16 protein-coding genes are annotated in these 17,022 nt (G+C 70.1%); 9 read left to right on the top strand and 7 right to left on the bottom strand.

Annotated elements, in window-relative coordinates; all coding sequences use genetic code 11:
- Positions 1-3: 3 nt before the first annotated feature.
- A complete protein-coding gene (locus tag EDC02_RS36180; protein WP_158632428.1) occupies positions 4-1,284 on the bottom strand; it encodes a helix-turn-helix domain-containing protein in 1,281 nt (426 codons plus the stop codon).
- Between the two features lie 367 nt (positions 1,285-1,651).
- Between EDC02_RS36180 and EDC02_RS36175 the strand changes: the two genes are divergently transcribed.
- Genes EDC02_RS36175 through EDC02_RS36165 form a run of 3 tightly spaced genes read left to right on the top strand, consistent with a single transcriptional unit; the run spans position 1,652 to position 2,594 of the window.
- On the top strand, positions 1,652-2,014 hold the full coding sequence (locus EDC02_RS36175; protein WP_123606600.1) for a hypothetical protein: 363 nt from the start codon (positions 1,652-1,654) through the stop codon (positions 2,012-2,014).
- The gene (locus EDC02_RS36170) at positions 2,011-2,250 is read left to right on the top strand and encodes a hypothetical protein (RefSeq protein ID WP_123606599.1); all 240 of its coding nucleotides are present in this window, start codon (positions 2,011-2,013) and stop codon (positions 2,248-2,250) included. The genes EDC02_RS36175 and EDC02_RS36170 overlap by 4 nt, the downstream gene beginning before the upstream one ends.
- 5 nt (positions 2,251-2,255) lie before the next feature.
- Positions 2,256-2,594: a hypothetical protein gene (locus EDC02_RS36165; RefSeq protein ID WP_123606598.1), complete on the top strand. Its 339-nt coding sequence runs from the start codon at positions 2,256-2,258 to the stop codon at positions 2,592-2,594.
- Here EDC02_RS36165 and EDC02_RS36160 read toward each other — a convergent pair.
- A complete protein-coding gene (locus EDC02_RS36160) occupies positions 2,525-2,917 on the bottom strand; it encodes a MerR family transcriptional regulator (protein WP_123606597.1) in 393 nt (130 codons plus the stop codon). The two genes, EDC02_RS36165 and EDC02_RS36160, sit on opposite strands and share 70 nt — an antisense overlap.
- A gap of 58 nt (positions 2,918-2,975) precedes the next feature.
- On the opposite strand from EDC02_RS36160, the gene EDC02_RS36155 reads away from it, so the two are divergent.
- The gene (locus tag EDC02_RS36155) at positions 2,976-3,755 is read left to right on the top strand and encodes an SDR family oxidoreductase (RefSeq protein ID WP_123606596.1); all 780 of its coding nucleotides are present in this window, start codon (positions 2,976-2,978) and stop codon (positions 3,753-3,755) included.
- 51 nt (positions 3,756-3,806) lie between these two features.
- On the opposite strand, the gene EDC02_RS36150 is transcribed toward EDC02_RS36155, so the two are convergent.
- From EDC02_RS36150 to EDC02_RS36140, 3 genes are all read right to left on the bottom strand, one after another.
- Positions 3,807-4,646: a MerR family transcriptional regulator gene (locus tag EDC02_RS36150; RefSeq protein WP_123606595.1), complete on the bottom strand. Its 840-nt coding sequence runs from the start codon at positions 4,644-4,646 to the stop codon at positions 3,807-3,809.
- A 146-nt stretch (positions 4,647-4,792) separates the two neighbouring features.
- The gene (locus EDC02_RS36145) at positions 4,793-5,452 is read right to left on the bottom strand and encodes a GNAT family N-acetyltransferase (protein ID WP_158632427.1); all 660 of its coding nucleotides are present in this window, start codon (positions 5,450-5,452) and stop codon (positions 4,793-4,795) included.
- Between the two features lie 136 nt (positions 5,453-5,588).
- Positions 5,589-6,392, bottom strand: coding sequence for an endonuclease/exonuclease/phosphatase family protein (locus EDC02_RS36140; protein WP_233606617.1), 804 nt, complete (start codon positions 6,390-6,392; stop codon positions 5,589-5,591).
- Positions 6,393-6,711: 319 nt separating this feature from the next.
- Here EDC02_RS36140 and EDC02_RS36135 point away from each other — a divergent pair, with 319 nt between their 5' ends.
- From EDC02_RS36135 to EDC02_RS36110, 5 genes are all read left to right on the top strand, one after another.
- Positions 6,712-7,206, top strand: coding sequence for a hypothetical protein (locus tag EDC02_RS36135; protein ID WP_123606593.1), 495 nt, complete (start codon positions 6,712-6,714; stop codon positions 7,204-7,206).
- A 405-nt stretch (positions 7,207-7,611) separates the two neighbouring features.
- Positions 7,612-8,931, top strand: coding sequence for an MFS transporter (locus EDC02_RS36130; RefSeq protein WP_148083772.1), 1,320 nt, complete (start codon positions 7,612-7,614; stop codon positions 8,929-8,931).
- On the top strand, positions 8,928-10,790 hold the full coding sequence (locus EDC02_RS36120; RefSeq protein WP_158632426.1) for a prolyl oligopeptidase family serine peptidase: 1,863 nt from the start codon (positions 8,928-8,930) through the stop codon (positions 10,788-10,790). Before EDC02_RS36130 ends, EDC02_RS36120 begins: the two co-directional genes overlap by 4 nt.
- Positions 10,791-11,169: 379 nt before the next feature.
- Positions 11,170-13,122, top strand: a complete 1,953-nt coding sequence (locus EDC02_RS36115; RefSeq protein WP_123606591.1) for a RiPP maturation radical SAM C-methyltransferase — start codon at positions 11,170-11,172, stop codon at positions 13,120-13,122.
- A gap of 13 nt (positions 13,123-13,135) precedes the next feature.
- Positions 13,136-13,894 (top strand): DUF5825 family protein, encoded by a 759-nt coding sequence (locus EDC02_RS36110; RefSeq protein ID WP_123606590.1) that lies wholly within the window; start codon positions 13,136-13,138, stop codon positions 13,892-13,894.
- On the opposite strand, the gene EDC02_RS36105 is transcribed toward EDC02_RS36110, so the two are convergent.
- Both EDC02_RS36105 and EDC02_RS36100 read right to left on the bottom strand, forming a co-directional pair.
- Positions 13,818-15,779 carry a glycosyltransferase family 2 protein gene (locus EDC02_RS36105; protein ID WP_123606589.1) on the bottom strand — a complete coding sequence of 654 codons (1,962 nt, stop codon included), beginning with the start codon at positions 15,777-15,779 and terminating at the stop codon, positions 13,818-13,820. The two genes, EDC02_RS36110 and EDC02_RS36105, sit on opposite strands and share 77 nt — an antisense overlap.
- The gene (locus EDC02_RS36100; RefSeq protein WP_123606588.1) at positions 15,776-16,927 is read right to left on the bottom strand and encodes a glycosyltransferase family 2 protein; all 1,152 of its coding nucleotides are present in this window, start codon (positions 16,925-16,927) and stop codon (positions 15,776-15,778) included. The genes EDC02_RS36105 and EDC02_RS36100 overlap by 4 nt, the downstream gene beginning before the upstream one ends.
- Positions 16,928-17,022: the final 95 nt, after the last annotated feature.

Raw genomic sequence — 17,022 nt, 5'->3', positions numbered from 1 at the left:
TCGTCAGGCGACCTTGGCGGCGTCGTACGCCTCGATGAAGTCACGAGCTGCCGGCACGTGGGGAGCCGTCCGCCCGAGGTCGGCTCGCAGGGTTGCCAGACGCTTCCGGGTACGTCGAGATTTGAGCGACGCGACAGCGGGCAGAACGTTGAGCGCGATCGAGCCGGATCCCGCATGGTCGCCCTGCTGGTTCAGGGCCGTAGCCATGTTGAGCTTTCCCAGGTACTCGTTCCGTTTGAAGACCGGATCGGGGTGTTCGAGCCGGCCGATGAAGCTGGCTGCGGCCCGGTCGGGGCGGTCGAGCGCCAGGTGGGAGAGCCCTTCGGCGGCATTGACCTCGTGGATGGTGACGAATCCGATGTAGACCGGATCATCGTCGTGCAGACCACGGTCGAACTGGATTTTGGAGTTCACCAACTCCCGTCCGAACCCGGAAACGTCGCCGGCCTGGGCGTGGGCGAGGGCGGAGCGCAGGTGCAGCAGGGTCTTCAAGCGCGGGGTGGCCCATGGTGCGGCAATTCGCTGAGCGGCCTCGGCGTACCGCGAAGCCTCCTGCGGGTCCGTCTCGCGGAGGAGCATCGAGAGCTGCTGGAGCGCACACACCTCAAGTCGAGGATCGTCGCGGAGCCGGGCACGGACGAAAGCTGCGTGGAGGTAGTGGCGCGACTCGTCGTGGCGCTCGGCGTCGAGGGCGAGCCAGCCGGTTTGCGCTTCCAGATCGCCGAGGCGGTCCTGCAGGGCTTCGCCGACCTGGCGGCTGTAGCTTGCCTCACGCTCCCAGCGGGTCAGGCGACGGTACATGGCGATGGCGACGTCGCACAGGCTGTCGCCGCCGACCGCCGCGTCGGCACGCCGGAAGGCCAGGATCGTCTCGGAGACCTGCTGCATGTGCTCCATGCCGAGGTGCTGCGGCACCTGCGGCGATGTGATCCAGTCGCGCAGCGGTGTGGCGATGCCGAGGCCGGCGAGAGCAGTGTTGATCGCGAAAGTACGGCGGTTCACAAGATCACCTCCATCGGTATCCCCAAATGCCACCGTACCGCCGGAATCGGTGCTGTCCAGAGCGAGATTCGTCGGCTCGGCGCTGAGCAGCGCGTCGAGCTGATCAATTGGCAGGTCAAGGGCCTCGGCGAGTCGCGCGCGTACCGCTGGGTGTGGGTCTGTCTCGCCGCGCTCCCATCGCGCGACGGTGGTGCGGTCGATGTACAGGTGCGCAGCCAGCCCCTCTTGAGTGAAACCGACGGCCTTGCGGTGTTGGATGAACCGGTGTCGCCGTGTCGTCACCTGGACGCCCTCCCGTCGCGTCGGATCTATGTCCACGGTGCACGTAGTACACACAGAAGAACAAGATCAATGCAACGGGCTGTGGATAACCTTCTGGCGTTGTGGATTTCGTGGAAGTTCCACGGCTCGATACCGAGGAAAACAAGGTAGTGCAGTTCGGCGCTGGTGCCGCTACAAACGTGCATCACGGTCCGGCGCAGCGTGTACCAAACATGCGCTGTTCTCCGGCCGTGTACGAAGGGCATTGTGATGGCACGGCCCGGGGCGGGTGCCCGGCAACGCGGCTCCCAGGTCTGCAAACTCGGTTGGCGTGATCCCGCCCGCCCCGGCGCCTCTCCACGATTCTCTCCCCCCAAGGAGGCACAACGTGTTCAGGCGCAACGCGGCGACCGTACGGCACCGGTTGGCGGCCGTGACCGGCGGCGACTACCGGAGCAACAGCGGGCGCAACGGCGTACGGCGATCGCGGCTGACCGGGCCGGCGGTGCGCGCCATGCGGTTCCTGCCGCGCCGCTGGCGCGGCGGGCTCGACCCCGACGAGGTGTACGGCTACCTGGAACGGGTCGCCGACGAGGTCGACGAGCTGCGCCGTGAGCTGCGGATGGCCTGGGGCGAGGCGGACCGGGTGCGTAACGCGCTGCGCGAATGGCAGACCGAGCAGTTCGAGGCCCGGTTCGACCCGCAGCGTCAGGTCAACGGCCAGCACCACTACTACGCGGGTGCGCGGTGAGCAGCGGGCCGTCCGTCGGGGAGGCGGTGCCGGTCCGCGAGGACCTCGTCGCCGTCTACCGGGACATGCTGGTCGCCCACACCGACTCGCCAACGCTCAAGGTCTGCGTGTCCTGCCTGCGGAGCCGCTGCGACGACTGGCGCTGGGCGTACGAGCGGCTCGCCGCCGCCGGCCGGCAGCCCGACGGAGTCACCGACGACGGACCCGCACTTCCTCTTCTCGACGGGGAGGAGTAGCTCCCATGAGCTTGTACGACGGCGCGACGTACCCCGGCATCCTGCTGCGCGACGGGCCGGCCGGGCAGCGGGCGGCGCTGGCCGGCGGCCCCGACGTGTGGGAGGTCATCGCCGCGCGACACGCCATCAAGGCCGCATCCCCGGAGCTGGACGGCGACGAGCTGGTTACCGAGATGATGGCCAGCACCGGGCTGACCCGGCACAGCGTCGACGTCGCGCTGCGCTACTACGCCGACCACCGGGCCGAGATCGACGAATGGATCGCCGCCAACGATCACGACGCGATCGGGACCTGCGGCGCCCGTCGAGTCATGGCGGCCGGAGCTGCGGCGCCGGAGAGGTAGCTTTCCAACATCTGGCGTCGCTGCGCGATCAGCTGTTCCTGGTGGGCCAGCCGGTCACGGACCTGTCGGACCCGGTCGACCAGCCCGGAGCAGTCGCCCGTCGGCTGCTCGCCGCCCGTGCAGGGGATGATCTCCCGGATCACCTCCGACGGTAGCCCGGCGCGGTAGAGGTCCTGGATGAAGGCGACCCGGGGCACCGCCTGCTCGTCGTACTCCCGATATCCGTTGCCGAGCCGCGCGGCGGGCAGCAGACCCCGCTCCTCGTAGTAGCGCAGTGCCCGGGTGCTCACGCCGGTGACCTTGGCGAGTTCGCCGATACGCATGCGGGACCCCCATCCGAGCTTGACATTCACGTCAGCGTCAAAGTTTACCGTCGTCTGCATGAGCGAACACAAGACCACCGCGCTGGTCACCGGGGCCGGTGCCGGGATCGGGGCGGCCATCGCCGCACGGCTGGCCAGGGAAGGCATCAACCTGGTCCTGGTCGCGCGTGACCAGGAGCGGCTGGACGACACGGCAGGGCAGATACGGGCCTCGTACGGTGTCGACGTGCGTACCGTATCGATGGACCTGTCGCTGCCGGGCGCGCCTGGCGACCTCGCCGGACGGCTCGGAGAAGCCGGAGTCACGATCGACGTGCTGGTCAACAACGCCGGTATCGCCCTGCCGGGGCCGGTCGCGGGCACCGATCCCGGCAGGATCCGCACGCTGGTCGACCTGAACGCGGGAGCGGTCGCGGAGATCACCGCGTTGTTCCTGCCCGGCATGCTCGCCCGCAAAAGTGGCGCGATCGTGAACATCGCCAGCACCGCCGCGTACTCCCCCGCGCCCAACAACGCGGGGTACGCGGCCTCGAAGGCCTTCGTGCTCTCCTTCACCCAGGCGCTGTGGGCCGAGACGCGGGGAAGTGGGGTGCGGGTGGTGGCAGTGAGTCCGGGGGCGACCGAGACACCGATGAACCCCGGCCACTTCCGGGGAAAGCGACAGCCCGAACAGGTGGCCGACACCGTCATGGCCGCGTTGGCCGGCCGGTCGGCGGCCGTGGTCGACGGCTGGCTCTACACCACCCAGACCTTCCTCTTCCAGCGCGTCCTGCCCACCCGGACAACCTCCCGCATCACCGGCGCGTACTTCGCCAAGGCGGCCGAGCGCAGCCGGTGACGAGGGACGTGACCGGCTGCCGGGCCACGAACCGGTGCCCGGCGCAGGTGGTCAGCTGTGTGCGGAGTAGGCCTGGGCGAGGAGTTGTCCCGCGAGTTCCATGCAGCGCGTCCGAGCCGGAGAGAATCCGTAGGGCATTTTGGTGGCCGCTTCGAAAGCGCTCATCTGCCTGTTCTCCTCCCCTTTCAGGTCGGCGTCGTCGGTCTCAAAGAGCTCCTCCTCGGCCTTGTCCAGCCCTGCTGCCTCGATGGCCCGGTCCAGGGCCAACTGTTGGGCGCATCGCTGTACGGCGAGCTCTTCGACACGCGGGTCATCGGGCTCGACGCCGTCGTCGAGGGCGGCCTCAGCCGCGTCGAGACGGTCCTGCTCGGCCCGCAGCTCAGGGTGCGTGGCCAGCACGATGAACACACTGGCCTGGATGGCGGCGCCCAGCGGCCCGAATATCCGCTCCGTGACCAGCAGGGCTTCCAGGTCCGACGCTCGCAGCACGCCCGGCGGCAGATGGCTGAGCCGGTCCGTGACCAGTTCGGAGAGCAGCCCCAGCGGGCTGCCCACTGCCTGCATGCGCTGGACCGCCGCACGCTGACGTTTGATCTCGGCCTCCTGTGCCGCCAAGGTCTCCTCCAGCCTGCTCAGGATCTCCTCGATGCGCCAGGACTCGTCGAAGGCGGCCCGTATGTCGTCCAGGCTGACGCCGGCCCCTGCCATCTTGCGGATCCACAGGATGCGGATCATGTCCTCGTAGCCGTAGCGGCGGCCGTCCACGCCTCGCTCGGGCTCGGGCAACAGGCCGATCTCGTGGTAGTGGCGGATGGCGCGCGGGGTGGTCCCGGCGAACGCGGCCGCGTCACCGATCTTGACCTGGCGGGGAGGCGTGAGGGAGGGAAACATCGCAGACAGAGCCTTTCGTGCCGTAGTGCCTCCACCACAGCACATGCCGCTACGGCAGGTGCAATACCGGCGCGTCCTGCCGTAGGCTCGACGTGCTCTACCAGCCCGCTGACCTGCTGACCGCCTGGCAACCGGCCGGCGGCTGATCAGTTGCCGGCACCGAGGCGCTGACGGTACGCCTGAAGCTGGTCACCGTCGCGGGTATGCCAGCACGGTCCGAGCTCCCAGCCGAGCCTTTCATAGAAGCCCGTCGCCCCGGCCGACCCGACCGGGGTGACCAGCTCGGCCTCCGCTGCTCCGGCGCGCCGGGCATCCTCGACGAACCGGCGGACGAGTTCCGCCCCGATTCCGCTGCCCCGCCACTGCGGTTGCACCGCCACTGCGACCATCACCGCGACCTGCGGATTCTCGCCCGGCCCATCCGCTGGGGCTGGCTGGCCGGACCGGCGCTGCGCGATCTGCCGTGCCCACGGCAGAGCGCGGGAAGCCAGCTGACGAGCCAGTCGTGGGCGGCGGATCAACGTACCAGCACCGGAGGCTGACAGTGAGGCCAGCGCCCGCCGATCGGCGAACAGCGTCGCCATGTGGGCGGCCTGGTCGGTGGTGCCCAGCAGGAATCCGACAACGTCGTCGTCGGATGTCGTCCGGTCGGTGACCACGTAGCCGACGCCGTGCCGGGGGTCGAGGTAGGTGCGGTGCCAGCGACGAACGAAGCCTGCCCCGAGCGACGGAAACAGCCCGACCGGCAGGAACTCCACATGCGTACGGGCCGTCGCCGCCAGATCGGCATACCCAGCCGGCCGCACGACTGCTTTGCTGCGACCCGACCTCGCCACCACGGCGCGGGACCGCGACAGGGTATTCGAGGTGCCTACCATGACTGAGGAGTACCCGCCGTCAGGGCGGTCATACCGGGGCGGGAACGGCCTGCGTCCGACGAGGTCAGGCCCGCAGGTCGAGGAGCAGGGCGCAGTGGTCGGAGACTTCCGGCTGACGCACGATTTCGAACCGTTCGACGGCGGCGACGTCGGAGACGAGCAGATAGCTCGCGTGCCGGACCGGCTTCGGATAATGCGACGTACGGGTGTCGACCGTGCCGACCAGGTCAGTCAGCCCGATGCCACCCAGTACGTCGAACGTTGCGCTGTCGGGCAGCAGGTTGAAATCGCCGCACACCACCACGAGATCATCCGGGTCGCGTACCCGCTGGACCAGTTCGGCCAGCCGTGCTGCCTGGGCCTGGCGGGCTGGGGTGTCCGCCTTGCCCGCCGGGTCACGCAGACCGTGCACCTGCACCACCCATACCCGCCGACCGGCGGTACGGCCGACGACGCCGACGGCGAGCGCCACCCGGGGACGGTCGCCAACCGTCCACTCGGCGTGCTCGACGAAGGTGCCGTGCACGAAGGCCGAGTCGACACCGACGACGGGCAGCCACTCGGCGGTCATCGTCGCCACGCCGAAGTCCTGTCGATGGCGCTCACCCGTCCCGTCGGTCACCGGCCCGGAGTCACTGGTCAGGAAGAATGCCTGGTGGCGGGGCAGTACGGCGCGGACATCGTCGAACAGGTTCGCGCGCTGCGGCAGGGTACGGTCGCCGTCGTCGAACCGGGTCCACCCGGTCAGGCCCGGCGTCCGGGTCACCTCCTGCAGACAGCGGACGTCCGCCCCGCACCCAGCCAGCCAGGGCAGCAACTCGTCGGCGAGCGCTCCACCCCAGACGTTCACACTCACGATCCGCAGCACGACGCCCCTCCGGGCCGGTGTAGAACCGTAGCAAGGCTTTCAATCCTTGCAACTCTTGCAAGGTTGGGGGCCTCCTGATCGGATGCGCGTCTTCTGACGAGTCGTCGGCGTGTCGAGTCGATGAAGCGCAGTGGATCATTGGCGGTCACCGATGGGGCCAGCGGCGATCCTCGCCGGCCAAAGACACCGGCAGGTGGACGTACAAGCCGAAGTCGAGGTCATCTGGCTCGCTGGCTCGCTCGTTGGAGACCGACATCTGATCAGGTGCCGGGATGACGCTGGGCCGACGCCCGGTACGCGGGTCGATAGAGTCAGCGGCGTGAACGCGGCGTACCTGGTGGTCCTCGGTGAGCGGGCGGCGATCCGCTGGGTGCTGGAGCAGCAGCGGATGGCATTCCCGGCGACCCCGCGGGCCGAGGTGGCCGCCCTGGCCGCCGGGGACCGGCTGCTGCTGTACGCGACCCGGGGCGCCTGGCACAACCCGACCCGTGACCGGGGCCGGGTGATCGGTACGGCGACCGCCACCAGCGCGGTTCGCGCCTTCGACGAGCCGGTCGAGATTGCCGGGATGCGGTTCGTCTCCGGCTGCACCTTGGACGTCGACGGTGTGGTGCCGTACCCGGGCGGGGCGGAGTTGCAGCCGTTGGTGCACCAGTTGGCGGCGTTCCCGAAGCCGCATGCGTGGAGCATCTATCTGCGCCGCCCGCTGCTTCGGCTCACCGCCACCGACGTCGAGTTGCTGGCCGGCGCGCTCCGGCCGATGCTGGCCACCCGGTCGGCGGCGCTGTCGACCTACCCGACGCAGCCGAGCTGAGCCGCTGAGCTGACACCGCCCTCCCGGGCGGCCGCCAGCCACCCTTGTCGATCTTGTCGCGACAACAGGGCCGATGCCGGGTTTGCGGCTGACATCGCCTACTTAACAGCAAAGATGACAACGAGTCGTTGTTACGCCCGGGTAGGGCGGTAATAATTCGGCCTGTGGGCATAGATTCATTTGCGGGACGATTATCCTCAAGTTCGGATTGAACGAGCCGCTGGTTGCTCCTGGGCTAACTTGAAGTATTGACATGCTTGCGCTCTGGTTGGGGCGCTGTTAGCCTTCTGTCCGTGGCCCGGTCAGGGGCCGGTAGGTTGATTTATTTCACCTGAGTTACGCCCGCCAAGACAGTCTCAATCAACCACCCCTTGGGACGTTCATGTCGACGATGTGGCCGAAGTGATGACCGCTGCCTCAACCGCTGATTCAACGCCGACTGATGGAAACCGTAAGAGGGATTTCCGGCTGTACTGGATAGCCGGAGCCGTCGATCAGCTCGGGTCGCAGACCTCCGGAATCGTCTTTCCGCTGGTCACCCTCGCGATAACCGGGTCACCGGCCGCCGCCGGTCTGGTGGGCGCGCTGGCCTTGGCCGGTCGACTCGTCGCCGCGCCGGCGGCCGGCGTACTGGCCGATCGGTTGCCCCGTAAGCGGATGATGGTGGCGTCACTGCTGCTGGCCGCCGCCACGATGGCGGTGCTCTTCGTTTCGGTCGCCAGCGGTACGGCGACCCTGGTGGTGCTCGCTGCCGCCGCCTTCGTCGAAGGGCTCGCCCAGAGCGGCTACGAGGCGGCCGGCGCGGGCTCGATTCGTCGGGTGCTGCCGGCCGACGACAAGAAGGCGCTGTCCCGGCTGGAGGCGCGCAATCACGCCGTACAGATCGTCGGTCCGGTTTTCGGCGGCGCGCTCTACCAGATAGGCCGGTGGGTGCCATTCCTGGTGGACGCCGTGTCATATGTGGTGTCCGCTTTCCTGGTCAGCGCGATCCGCACCGATCTCACCCCGGACCGTGCCGAACGCACGTCGTTCCTCACCGATCTGCGGGACGGCCTGCGCTTCGTGTGGCGGCAGCCGTTTCTACGATTCGTGACCATCTGGGCCGCCGGGATCAATTTTACCTTCGGCGCGCTCATCTACTACGCGATTCTGACCGCCGGGCAGCAGGGCGCGGCCGCAGCGTCGATCGGCCTGGTGCTGACGGTGGCCAGCGTCGGCGGGTTGACCGGCGCGCTGCTGGCTCCCGCCGTGTTCAGCCGGGTCCGGCCGATGACCGTGATCGTCGTGGCCTCCTGGGCGATGGTCGCCTTGGTCGCGGCCATGTCGCAGGCCCGGCAGACCTGGACGTACGGCCTGCTCTTCGGCCTGGTCTTCCTGCTCAGCCCGTTGCTCGGGGTCATCTTCCAGTCGCGGGTCATCGCGTTGACGCCGGACGAGCTGCAGGGCCGGGTCGGCACCGTGATGGGCACCGCCGGCGAGGTGCTGCAGACCCCGGCGCCGCTGCTCGCCGGCCTGCTCGTCGCCTGGTACAGCCCGACCGCCGTCGCGTTGATTTTCGCCGCCGCACTGGCCGGGCTGGCCGTCTACACCACCGTCAACCTGCGCCAACTGCGCGCCGGGGCGGAAGACCCACCAGACGACGCGATGACGACCGAACCCGGCGCGACAGCGACGGAGTCCGAGGCGACGCCGACCGAACCCGTGGCAGAGGAGGCACGCCGATGAGCCGTGAATACCGACTGTTCTATCCGGCGCTTCCGGTGGTCGCCGAGCACGCGCCGCACCGGGTGGTCTACGTCGGCGACGCCGACGGCCGATGCCAGATCCTGGCCTGGGACCGCCGAACGGACACGGTCACCCAGCTCACCGACCGGGCGACCGGAACGATCCGGGCCGCGTTGGACCCGGACGGCGAGACGGTGTGGTGGTTCGACGACGACCTCGCCGGGGTGGGTGTCTGGCGTACCCGCGACTTTCCGACCGGCACCACCGACCAGGCCGAGCCACCGGCTTCGGCTACCGGAGGGTCCGCCTCAGCCTCGGGGTCGGTCTCGGCTCCGGCGCTGCCCGGGGTGCCGCCGGCGCGGCACGCCGGGATCGCGATGGCCGACGACGGCACCGCCCTGGTCGGGCTCGCCGACGACGACGGCCTGACCCTGCACCGGCGCGACCCGCACGGGCGGATCACCGAGCTCACCCGGACCGCCGGGTACGCGTACCTGGTCGACCTGGATCCGACCGGTGAGCTGGCTGCGGTCGGCACCGACCCGGCCGACGCCGACGCCGTGACCGTGGTCGGCCGCGACGGGGCCAGCGTCGGGGTGGTGCCCGGCCGGCCGGATCGGCGGGTCTGGGCGCTCGGCTTCGCCCCCAGCGGCGGTGAACCCCGGCTGCTGCTCGTGCTGGAGCAGGACGACCGGTACTTCCCGGCGACCTGGACCCGGGCCGACGGTCTGCAGCCGCACAGCTGGTGCTGGTTCGACACCGAGATCACCGCGAGCTGGTACCCGGACGGCCGGCGGATCCTGATCCGTCAGGACCGGCACGCCCATACCATCCTGCACGAGGCCGACCTGACGGTGCGGGCCAGCGCGGTGCTGCCGAACCCGCCGGGCAGCGTGCTGGACGCGGCGGTCTGGCCGGACGGCGACGTCGTCTACATCTGGACCGACTCGCTCACCCCGCCGCAGCTGCGGTCGGGCCGCGACGTCCGGCTGCCGGACAGCGGCGGCCCGGACCCGGCGGCGTCCGCCACGGTCGACGATTACCAGCGGCAGGAGCTGTGGGTGCCGGGGCCGGGCGGGCCGATCCACGTGCTGCTGACGACACCGAACGACGACCGGCGTACCCGTCCCGCCGTGTTCCTGGTCCACGGCGGACCGTCGCAGCACGCACGGGACGCGTACGACCCGCTGGTGGAGATTCTGACCAGCACCGGCTGCGCGGTGGTGCGGGTCAACTACCGGGGGTCCAGCGGCTACGGCTCCGCCTGGCGTAACGACTTCAGCTCCGGCGTCGGGCTGACCCAGGTCGCCGATCTGGCGGCGGTCCGCGAGCATCTGGTGACCGAAGGGCTGATCGAGGCGGGACGGGTCGCCCTGTGGGGCACCTCGTGGGGTGGCTACCTGACCCTGCTCGCCCTCGGTGTGCAGCCCCAGCTGTGGCGTCTCGGGGTGGCGATCAGCCCGATCGCCGACTACGCCGCCGCGTTCCATGCGGCGTCCCCGGCGGTCCAGGCGCTCGACGTGATGCTGTTCGGCGGCACCCCGGACCAGGTTCCCGAAACGTACGCCCGGTCGTCGCCGGCCAGCTACGTCGACCAGGTGACCGCGCCGGTGCTGCTCGCCGTCTCCAGCGACGACGTGCGTTGCCCGCCGGCCCCGGTGGAGCGGTACGCCGGTCTGCTGGCCGCCCGCCGCGTTCCGCATCAGCTGGTCCGCCGCCGGGCCGGGCACGACGACTTCGACGCCCGCAGCCATCTGTCGCTGATGCAGACCGTGCTGCTGTTCATGCAGCGGCACTTCGACGGCGTGCAGGAGGAGGGTACGGCGGTCGCGCTCGCCATGGCGCGGCCAGTGGCCTGACCCTGTTCCCCGCACGTTGGCAGGTTCGGTCCGATCGGGAGAGGAGGTGAACGGCATGCGGAAGAACGTTGTCGAGAACGACCCGATCAACGGCAACCGCGACCAGCTTCGCAGCGCGAACATCACGGTCACGGTATCGGTCAAGATCAAGTTCTGATCTGGGTCGTACGGGGTGGAGGCGGGCGGGTCGCGCCCTGGCCGGCATCGCCTGACCGCCTCCATCCCATCGTCGCAGACCGTCACCATCCCACCGGTCGGTGCTGACCGCCTTCATCCCAACGGTCCCGACCGCCTCCGTTCTACCGGCAATTCTTGTCCACCTCCGACATCCGCGCTGACCGGGTTCGTCGGTCGTGGCTCGCATAGAAGGGAAGGGCACATGCGGATCCTGCTGGTCAACATGCCGTGGTCATCGATCGATGTCCCGTCGCTGGCACTGGGCATCCTCACCAACAGCGTCCGCCAGAAGATGCCGGACGCCGAGGTCGAGGTGATGCACGCCAACCTCGATTTCGTCGACTGGGTGGTCGACCGGCGCGAGTTCGGCCTTGGTGACTACTACTACTATTCGCTGTTCACCTACTTCTCCGGCTGCGGTGACTGGGTCTTCTCCTCCGCCCTCTACGATGACCCTGAGTGGCGGGTCAGCGAGTTCAGCAGCCGGGTGCAGGGCCAGATGTCCGAGCGGGACCTGAGCCGCAACGTGGACCTGCACCGGTCCGCGCCGGAGTTCATCGACGAGATCGCCGCCCGCATCGTCGACCGGGCACCCGACCTCGTCGGATTCACCTCGACGTTCCAGCAGAACACCGCAGCGCTGGCGACCGCCCGGGCGGTCAAGAAACTCGACCCCCGGATCCGCACCGCCCTCGGCGGGGCGAACTGCGACGGCGAGCAGGGCGCGGCGCTGCACCGCAACTTCTCCTTCATCGACTTCGTGGTACGCGGCGAAGGCGAAGCGGCGTTCCCCCAGCTGCTCGCCGCGCTGGAGGCCGCACCGGCGGACAGCCATGCCGACTTCTCCAGCATCGAGGGCCTGTGCTGGGCCACCCCGGACGGCCGGCACGTGGCCAACCCGATGAGCACCGCACCACTGCCGCCGGCGCAGATCGTCAGCCCGGACTACACCGGCTACTTCGAGCGGCTGGCCGCCTCCAAGGCGAACCACTGGGTCGAGCCCCGACTGGTGGTGGAAGGTGCCCGCGGCTGCTGGTGGGGCGAGAAGCACCACTGCACCTTCTGCGGGCTCAACGGGTCGTTCATGCAGTTCCGCAGCAAGCATCCCGGCCGGTTCTACGACGAGATCATCGGGCTGGTCGAGCGCCACCAGGTGCTGGACATGTTCGTCGTCGACAACATCCTCGACATGAGCTACGTCAACTCGCTGCTGCCCCGGCTGGCCGAATCCGACTACGACCTGCGGCTGCAGTACGAGATCAAGTCGAACATGCGCGGCCCGCAGGTGCAGGCGCTGGCCGACGCCGGCCTGGTCAGCGTCCAGCCGGGCATCGAGAACCTGAACAGCCGGGTGCTGAAGATCATGGACAAGGGGGTGACCGGCTGCCTCAACGTGCGGATGCTGCGCGACGCGGAGACCAGCGGCATCACCATCGCCTGGAACTACCTGTACGGCTTCCCCGGCGAGACCGACGCCGACTACCAGTCGATCATCGACCAGATGCCGGCCCTGCACCACCTCTGCCCACCCGACGGCAGCACCCGGATCGCCATCGAACGGTTCAGCCCGTACTTCGTCAAGCCGGAACTCGGCTTCACCGACCTGCGGCCGGCCGCCCAGTACCGGCTCATCTACGACCTGCCCGAGTCGGAGCTGATGGACCTGGCGTACATCTTCGACACCCCGACCCAGGGCATCGACGAGGATCTCGCCGAGACGCTCGACCGGGCCGTCACCGGCTGGCAGCACGAGTATGCCCGCAGCCGGTTGACCCACCACGACCTCGGCACCGAGATCGTGCTGGTCAGCGAGCGGCGGCAGTTCGACTGGCATGTGCTGCGGTTGACGGATCCGACCGAGATCGCCGCCTTCCGGCAGCTGGACCAGCCGCACAGCGTCGCCTCACTGGCCCGGCGGATCTCCGCGTCGGAGGAGGCGGTGGCCACACTGCTCGCCCGCTGGAGCGACCTGGGCCTGCTGTTCAGCGACGCCGATCAGTTCATCCAGATCGCCCCGCAGGCGATGAACCAGGACCTGCTCCGCATCGACCACCTGCACCAGGAGCGGGCCGCCGCGCAGGCGGAAGCCGCGTCGGCGGACCCGGCCACGTCCGCCGGGCACCCCACGCCCGAGCCCGCGCTCACCGCCGTCTGACAGGAGCACCGCGTTGATCAGCACCGACATCGAGGCACCGCCGACCGGGCCGGTCGTGGTCCGGCTGCACCGGGACCACGATCCGGCGGTCGCCGACATTCCCGGCATCGACCTGGGCACGGTCGAGTTCACCGGGTCCGCCGCCGACACCGTCGCGGACTGGCTGGACCGAGGGGTACGCAAGGTGGCGCTGCCCGGCACCGTCGATCTCACCGCCGCCGACTCGGTGGCGGCGGCCGACGCGGTCCGCCGGCTCGTCCTGGTCCGCGAACTGACCAGCTACGCCATCGAGGTGGACTGGTCGATACGGCTGCCGGGCGGCGACGGCGACCTGTGGCGGGTGTACGGGCATCTGCGTCCGCCAGCGACGGTCGAGATCGCCGGCGCGGCGGGTTCCGTTGGCAGGGCGGGTTCCGTTGGATCTGCCGGCTCCGTTGATGCCGCCGGCTCCGACCCTGATTCCGATCCGGGGACGGTGGCGGCTGCCGCCTGGCGGGACGCGTTCTACTTCGACAAGTGCACCTACCGGCGTGGCCCCGGGTTCGTCCAGGTCCGGGACCGGCGGGCCGGTCGGCTCAACCTGCTCACCATCGACGACCCGGCGTACCTGGCGGTGCTGGAGCAACTGCTCGACGGTGCCGAGATGACCACTGTCGACCTGGACATCGCCCGCGAGTTCGGCGAAGAAGGGCTGGTCACGAAGGTGGGTGACCGGCTGGTCTGGTTGCCGCACCGGCTGCGCCGCTGGCCGCTGCCGTCGATGGTGGTGTGACCTCGTCACCCATCACCTCCGGCGGGACGCCGGCCCAGCGGGAGTACGCGCTGTCCACGAAGTACGCCTCGCCCGGATCCCAGGTGTGCCCGGTGGGCCGCCGATGGTAGAGGTAACCGAGCGGATGGGTGCGGTAGATGGTGGCGCCCTCCGCCCGGAGCCGCTCGATCAGCCCGAGGTCGACCGAGCGGGGCACCGGGCGCCAGCCGCCGACCGCCTCCAGATCGCTCTTGGCGAGCAGCATCGTGCCACCGGCGACCACTCCGCCGTACGCCTCCGGGATGCCGGACCGTCGGCGGAGGGTGACGCCCTGATCGTCCAGGTGGACGAACTCGGCACCCTTGCCGACCAGGGTGGCCCCGGAGTAGTGCCGGGCCAGCATCAGGTCCCAGACGTGTTCGACGCCGTAGCTGTCGTCGTCGTCGAACTTGGTGATCAGGGTGCCGCGGGCGCGTCGGGTGGCCGCTGCGAGCCCGGCGCCGAAGTCGACCGACTCCGGCAGGTGCAGCACCTCGAACGGGCGGCCCGCGTCGGACAACGCCCGGCGGGCCGACTCCGGCAACTCGATGCCGTGCAGGCCCAGGATGATCTCCATCTCCGGGTAGGTCTGCGCGATGATCGCGGCCAGCGCGGGGGTGACCAGCTCCGGCCGCCGGGTGATCAGAACAGCGCTGACCGACGGCGGTTGGCCGAGTGCCGGCAGCCCGCCGCCGACGAGGCCGGGCAGCCGCAGCGCTACGGCGTGGCCGCGCATCGCGGCCCGGCGCTGCCGTACGCTGCGCGCCTCGACAGCCAACGGCCCGTCCGGCCCGTCCGGCCCGTCCGACCTGGCTGATCCGGCTGATCCGGGCAGCGGTCTGGTGACGAGCATGCGTAGCTGCGGGTCGAGCAGGTCGGCCACGGCCGGCGGCAGGACCGGGGCGTGCACGAGCACACCGGTCGCGGCGAGCTGCACCAGCAGCCCGGCGGTCTGCTCGGGATGTTCACCGGGCACCAGCCGACAGCGCACCGCGCGGACCTGCCGCAGCGCGGCCAGCGCCGCCGCGTCCAGCCCGGGGCCGGTCAGCGACCCGTATCGGGTCGACCCGCTGGCCGGTCCGCGGAACCTGGCCCGGGGCCGGTCGCCGCGGGCGAACTCCAGGGAGATCTCTGCCGCCTCCGGCCGGTACGCGGCCGCCAGCCGGCCACGCGGATTGATCCGCTCGGCGTCGATCAGCACGAGCCGCTCGCCAGCGGGCGTGGTGACCGCGTGCCCGGTGCCGGCCAACCGGACACCGTACGCCGCGTCGCGCCCGCCCTGCGGGCCGGCGGCATCCCGGCCGTCCAGCACCAGGTCGTGGGCGCGGATCTCGTCGCGCTCCGGCAGCGTTCCGGCGGTCAGTACGGTCGCCCCCGCCGGCAGGTATGCCGGCGGGGCACCGAGGGCGGTGACCTCGGCGGTGCCGGGGGACGGCATCGGCCGAGACCCGTCCAACGCGCGCAGCGCCGCCCGTACCGCCGACCGAAGCGGCACCGGGGCGGCGAGCGCCAGCCGGACGGTGGCCGCGCCTCGGCGCAGCCTGGGCAGCCCGACCCGGTGCCGGCGCAGCTGCGGCAACGTGCCGACGTTGCCGGACCAGCCGAGCCCCGGGTACCGCCACCAGACGACGACCACGGTGGCGGCGCGTACCGGCTGACCGGCCGACGGGTGGTGGGGCAGGTCGCGTAGCCGGTCCACGGTGCCGGCGATCACCAATGCCCGACGGGTGCCAGGTAGCCGCAGCACCCGCAACCCCACCGCGCGGCCGAGCCGTTCGGCGGGGTGGGGCGCCGGTAGCCCGGTGAGGCGCCAGGTGACCCGGCTGCCGGCCGGCGCGGAGGCGTCGGAGCCGGCGTCGCGCCTCACCTGATCGCCCCCTCCTCGGCTTCGTCGTCGACCGCACCACCCCGGGCGGGTACGGTGCCGGGCGGTGCCGCCGCTGGCGGCGGTGTCCGACCGGCAGCGACCGGCCGCCCACTGGCTCCAGCGGGGCCGGTTGCCCGGCCGGCCCGGTTGGGCAACCGCTTGCGCAGTGACCAGACGGCCATCAACGTCTGATAGAGAGAATAGGCGTTCGCCGCGACGAGGCGATGCTTGACCGTCTCGTTGCCGTTGCCCGGCACCGGGTACCCGCCGACCGGCCTATGCCGGTGGTAGAGCTCGTAGGCGCGCCGGAAGTAGCGCCGCCGGTGGGACCTGGGGACCCGGTGCGGGTGCCCGAGCACCTGCAGGCAGTGCCAGATCATCCGACCGAAGATCAACGGGCGCAGGGCGGCGGCCCGGCCGGGGTGGGCGTCGAGGTAGGTGAAGACCCGCTGCCACTGGTCGAAGACCTCGAAGTGCCGGTCGCTGACCGTCCGGGTGATCGCGCCGTCGTGATGCTGCCGGTACGCGTAGCAGTCGCGATCCAGCACGGCGATCCGGTCCACGGCGACCAGCAGCGGGATTACGAACGAGACGTCTTCGTACCAGCCGGATCGGAAGGTGATCCCGGTGTCGACCAGCCGGTCCCGCTTGATGATCTTGTTGCAGGCGATCCACAGCACGTCGAGTAGCCCTGGCTCGTCGGCGAAGCGGAAGACCTCCGGAAGTTGGCGGCCCGGCGCGATGCCGGTGACCGGATGTTCTTCCGCCCGGCCGTCGGGATAGACCCGGGAGTATCCGGTGATCAACATGTCCGGGTCGGTGCGGTCGAGCCGGTCGGCGACCGCGGCCAGCGAGCCGTCCGGCAACCAGTCGTCGCTGTCCACACACCATACGTAGCGACCGCTGGCGTGGGCGATACCCGCGTTGCGGGCGGCACCCAGCCCGCTGTTTCGGTCCAGGGTGACCACGGTGATCTCGGGGTGTCGCTGTGCGTAGCTGGCCAGAATGGCGCTGGACCCGTCATCGGAGGCGTCGTCCACCGCCACGATCTCCACGTCCGCCCGATGCTGCGTCAGGACCGAGTCGAGGCACGCTGCGAGGTACTTCTCGACCCGGAACACCGGGATGATCAAGCTCAGCAGTGCCATCCGTGCAGCGCGCCTTCCACGTACGTCGGTGCGTCGGTCCGGCGGCGGGGGTCAACCGTCGGTCCGACATCATCCGTCGGGTAGGGGAAGGGGGC

The sequence above is a fragment of the Micromonospora sp. Llam0 genome (genome assembly GCF_003751085.1).
Classification (GTDB): domain Bacteria; phylum Actinomycetota; class Actinomycetes; order Mycobacteriales; family Micromonosporaceae; genus Micromonospora_E.
Note: the sequence above shows the minus strand (reverse complement) of the source record. Positions and strands in the feature narration are given on the sequence as shown.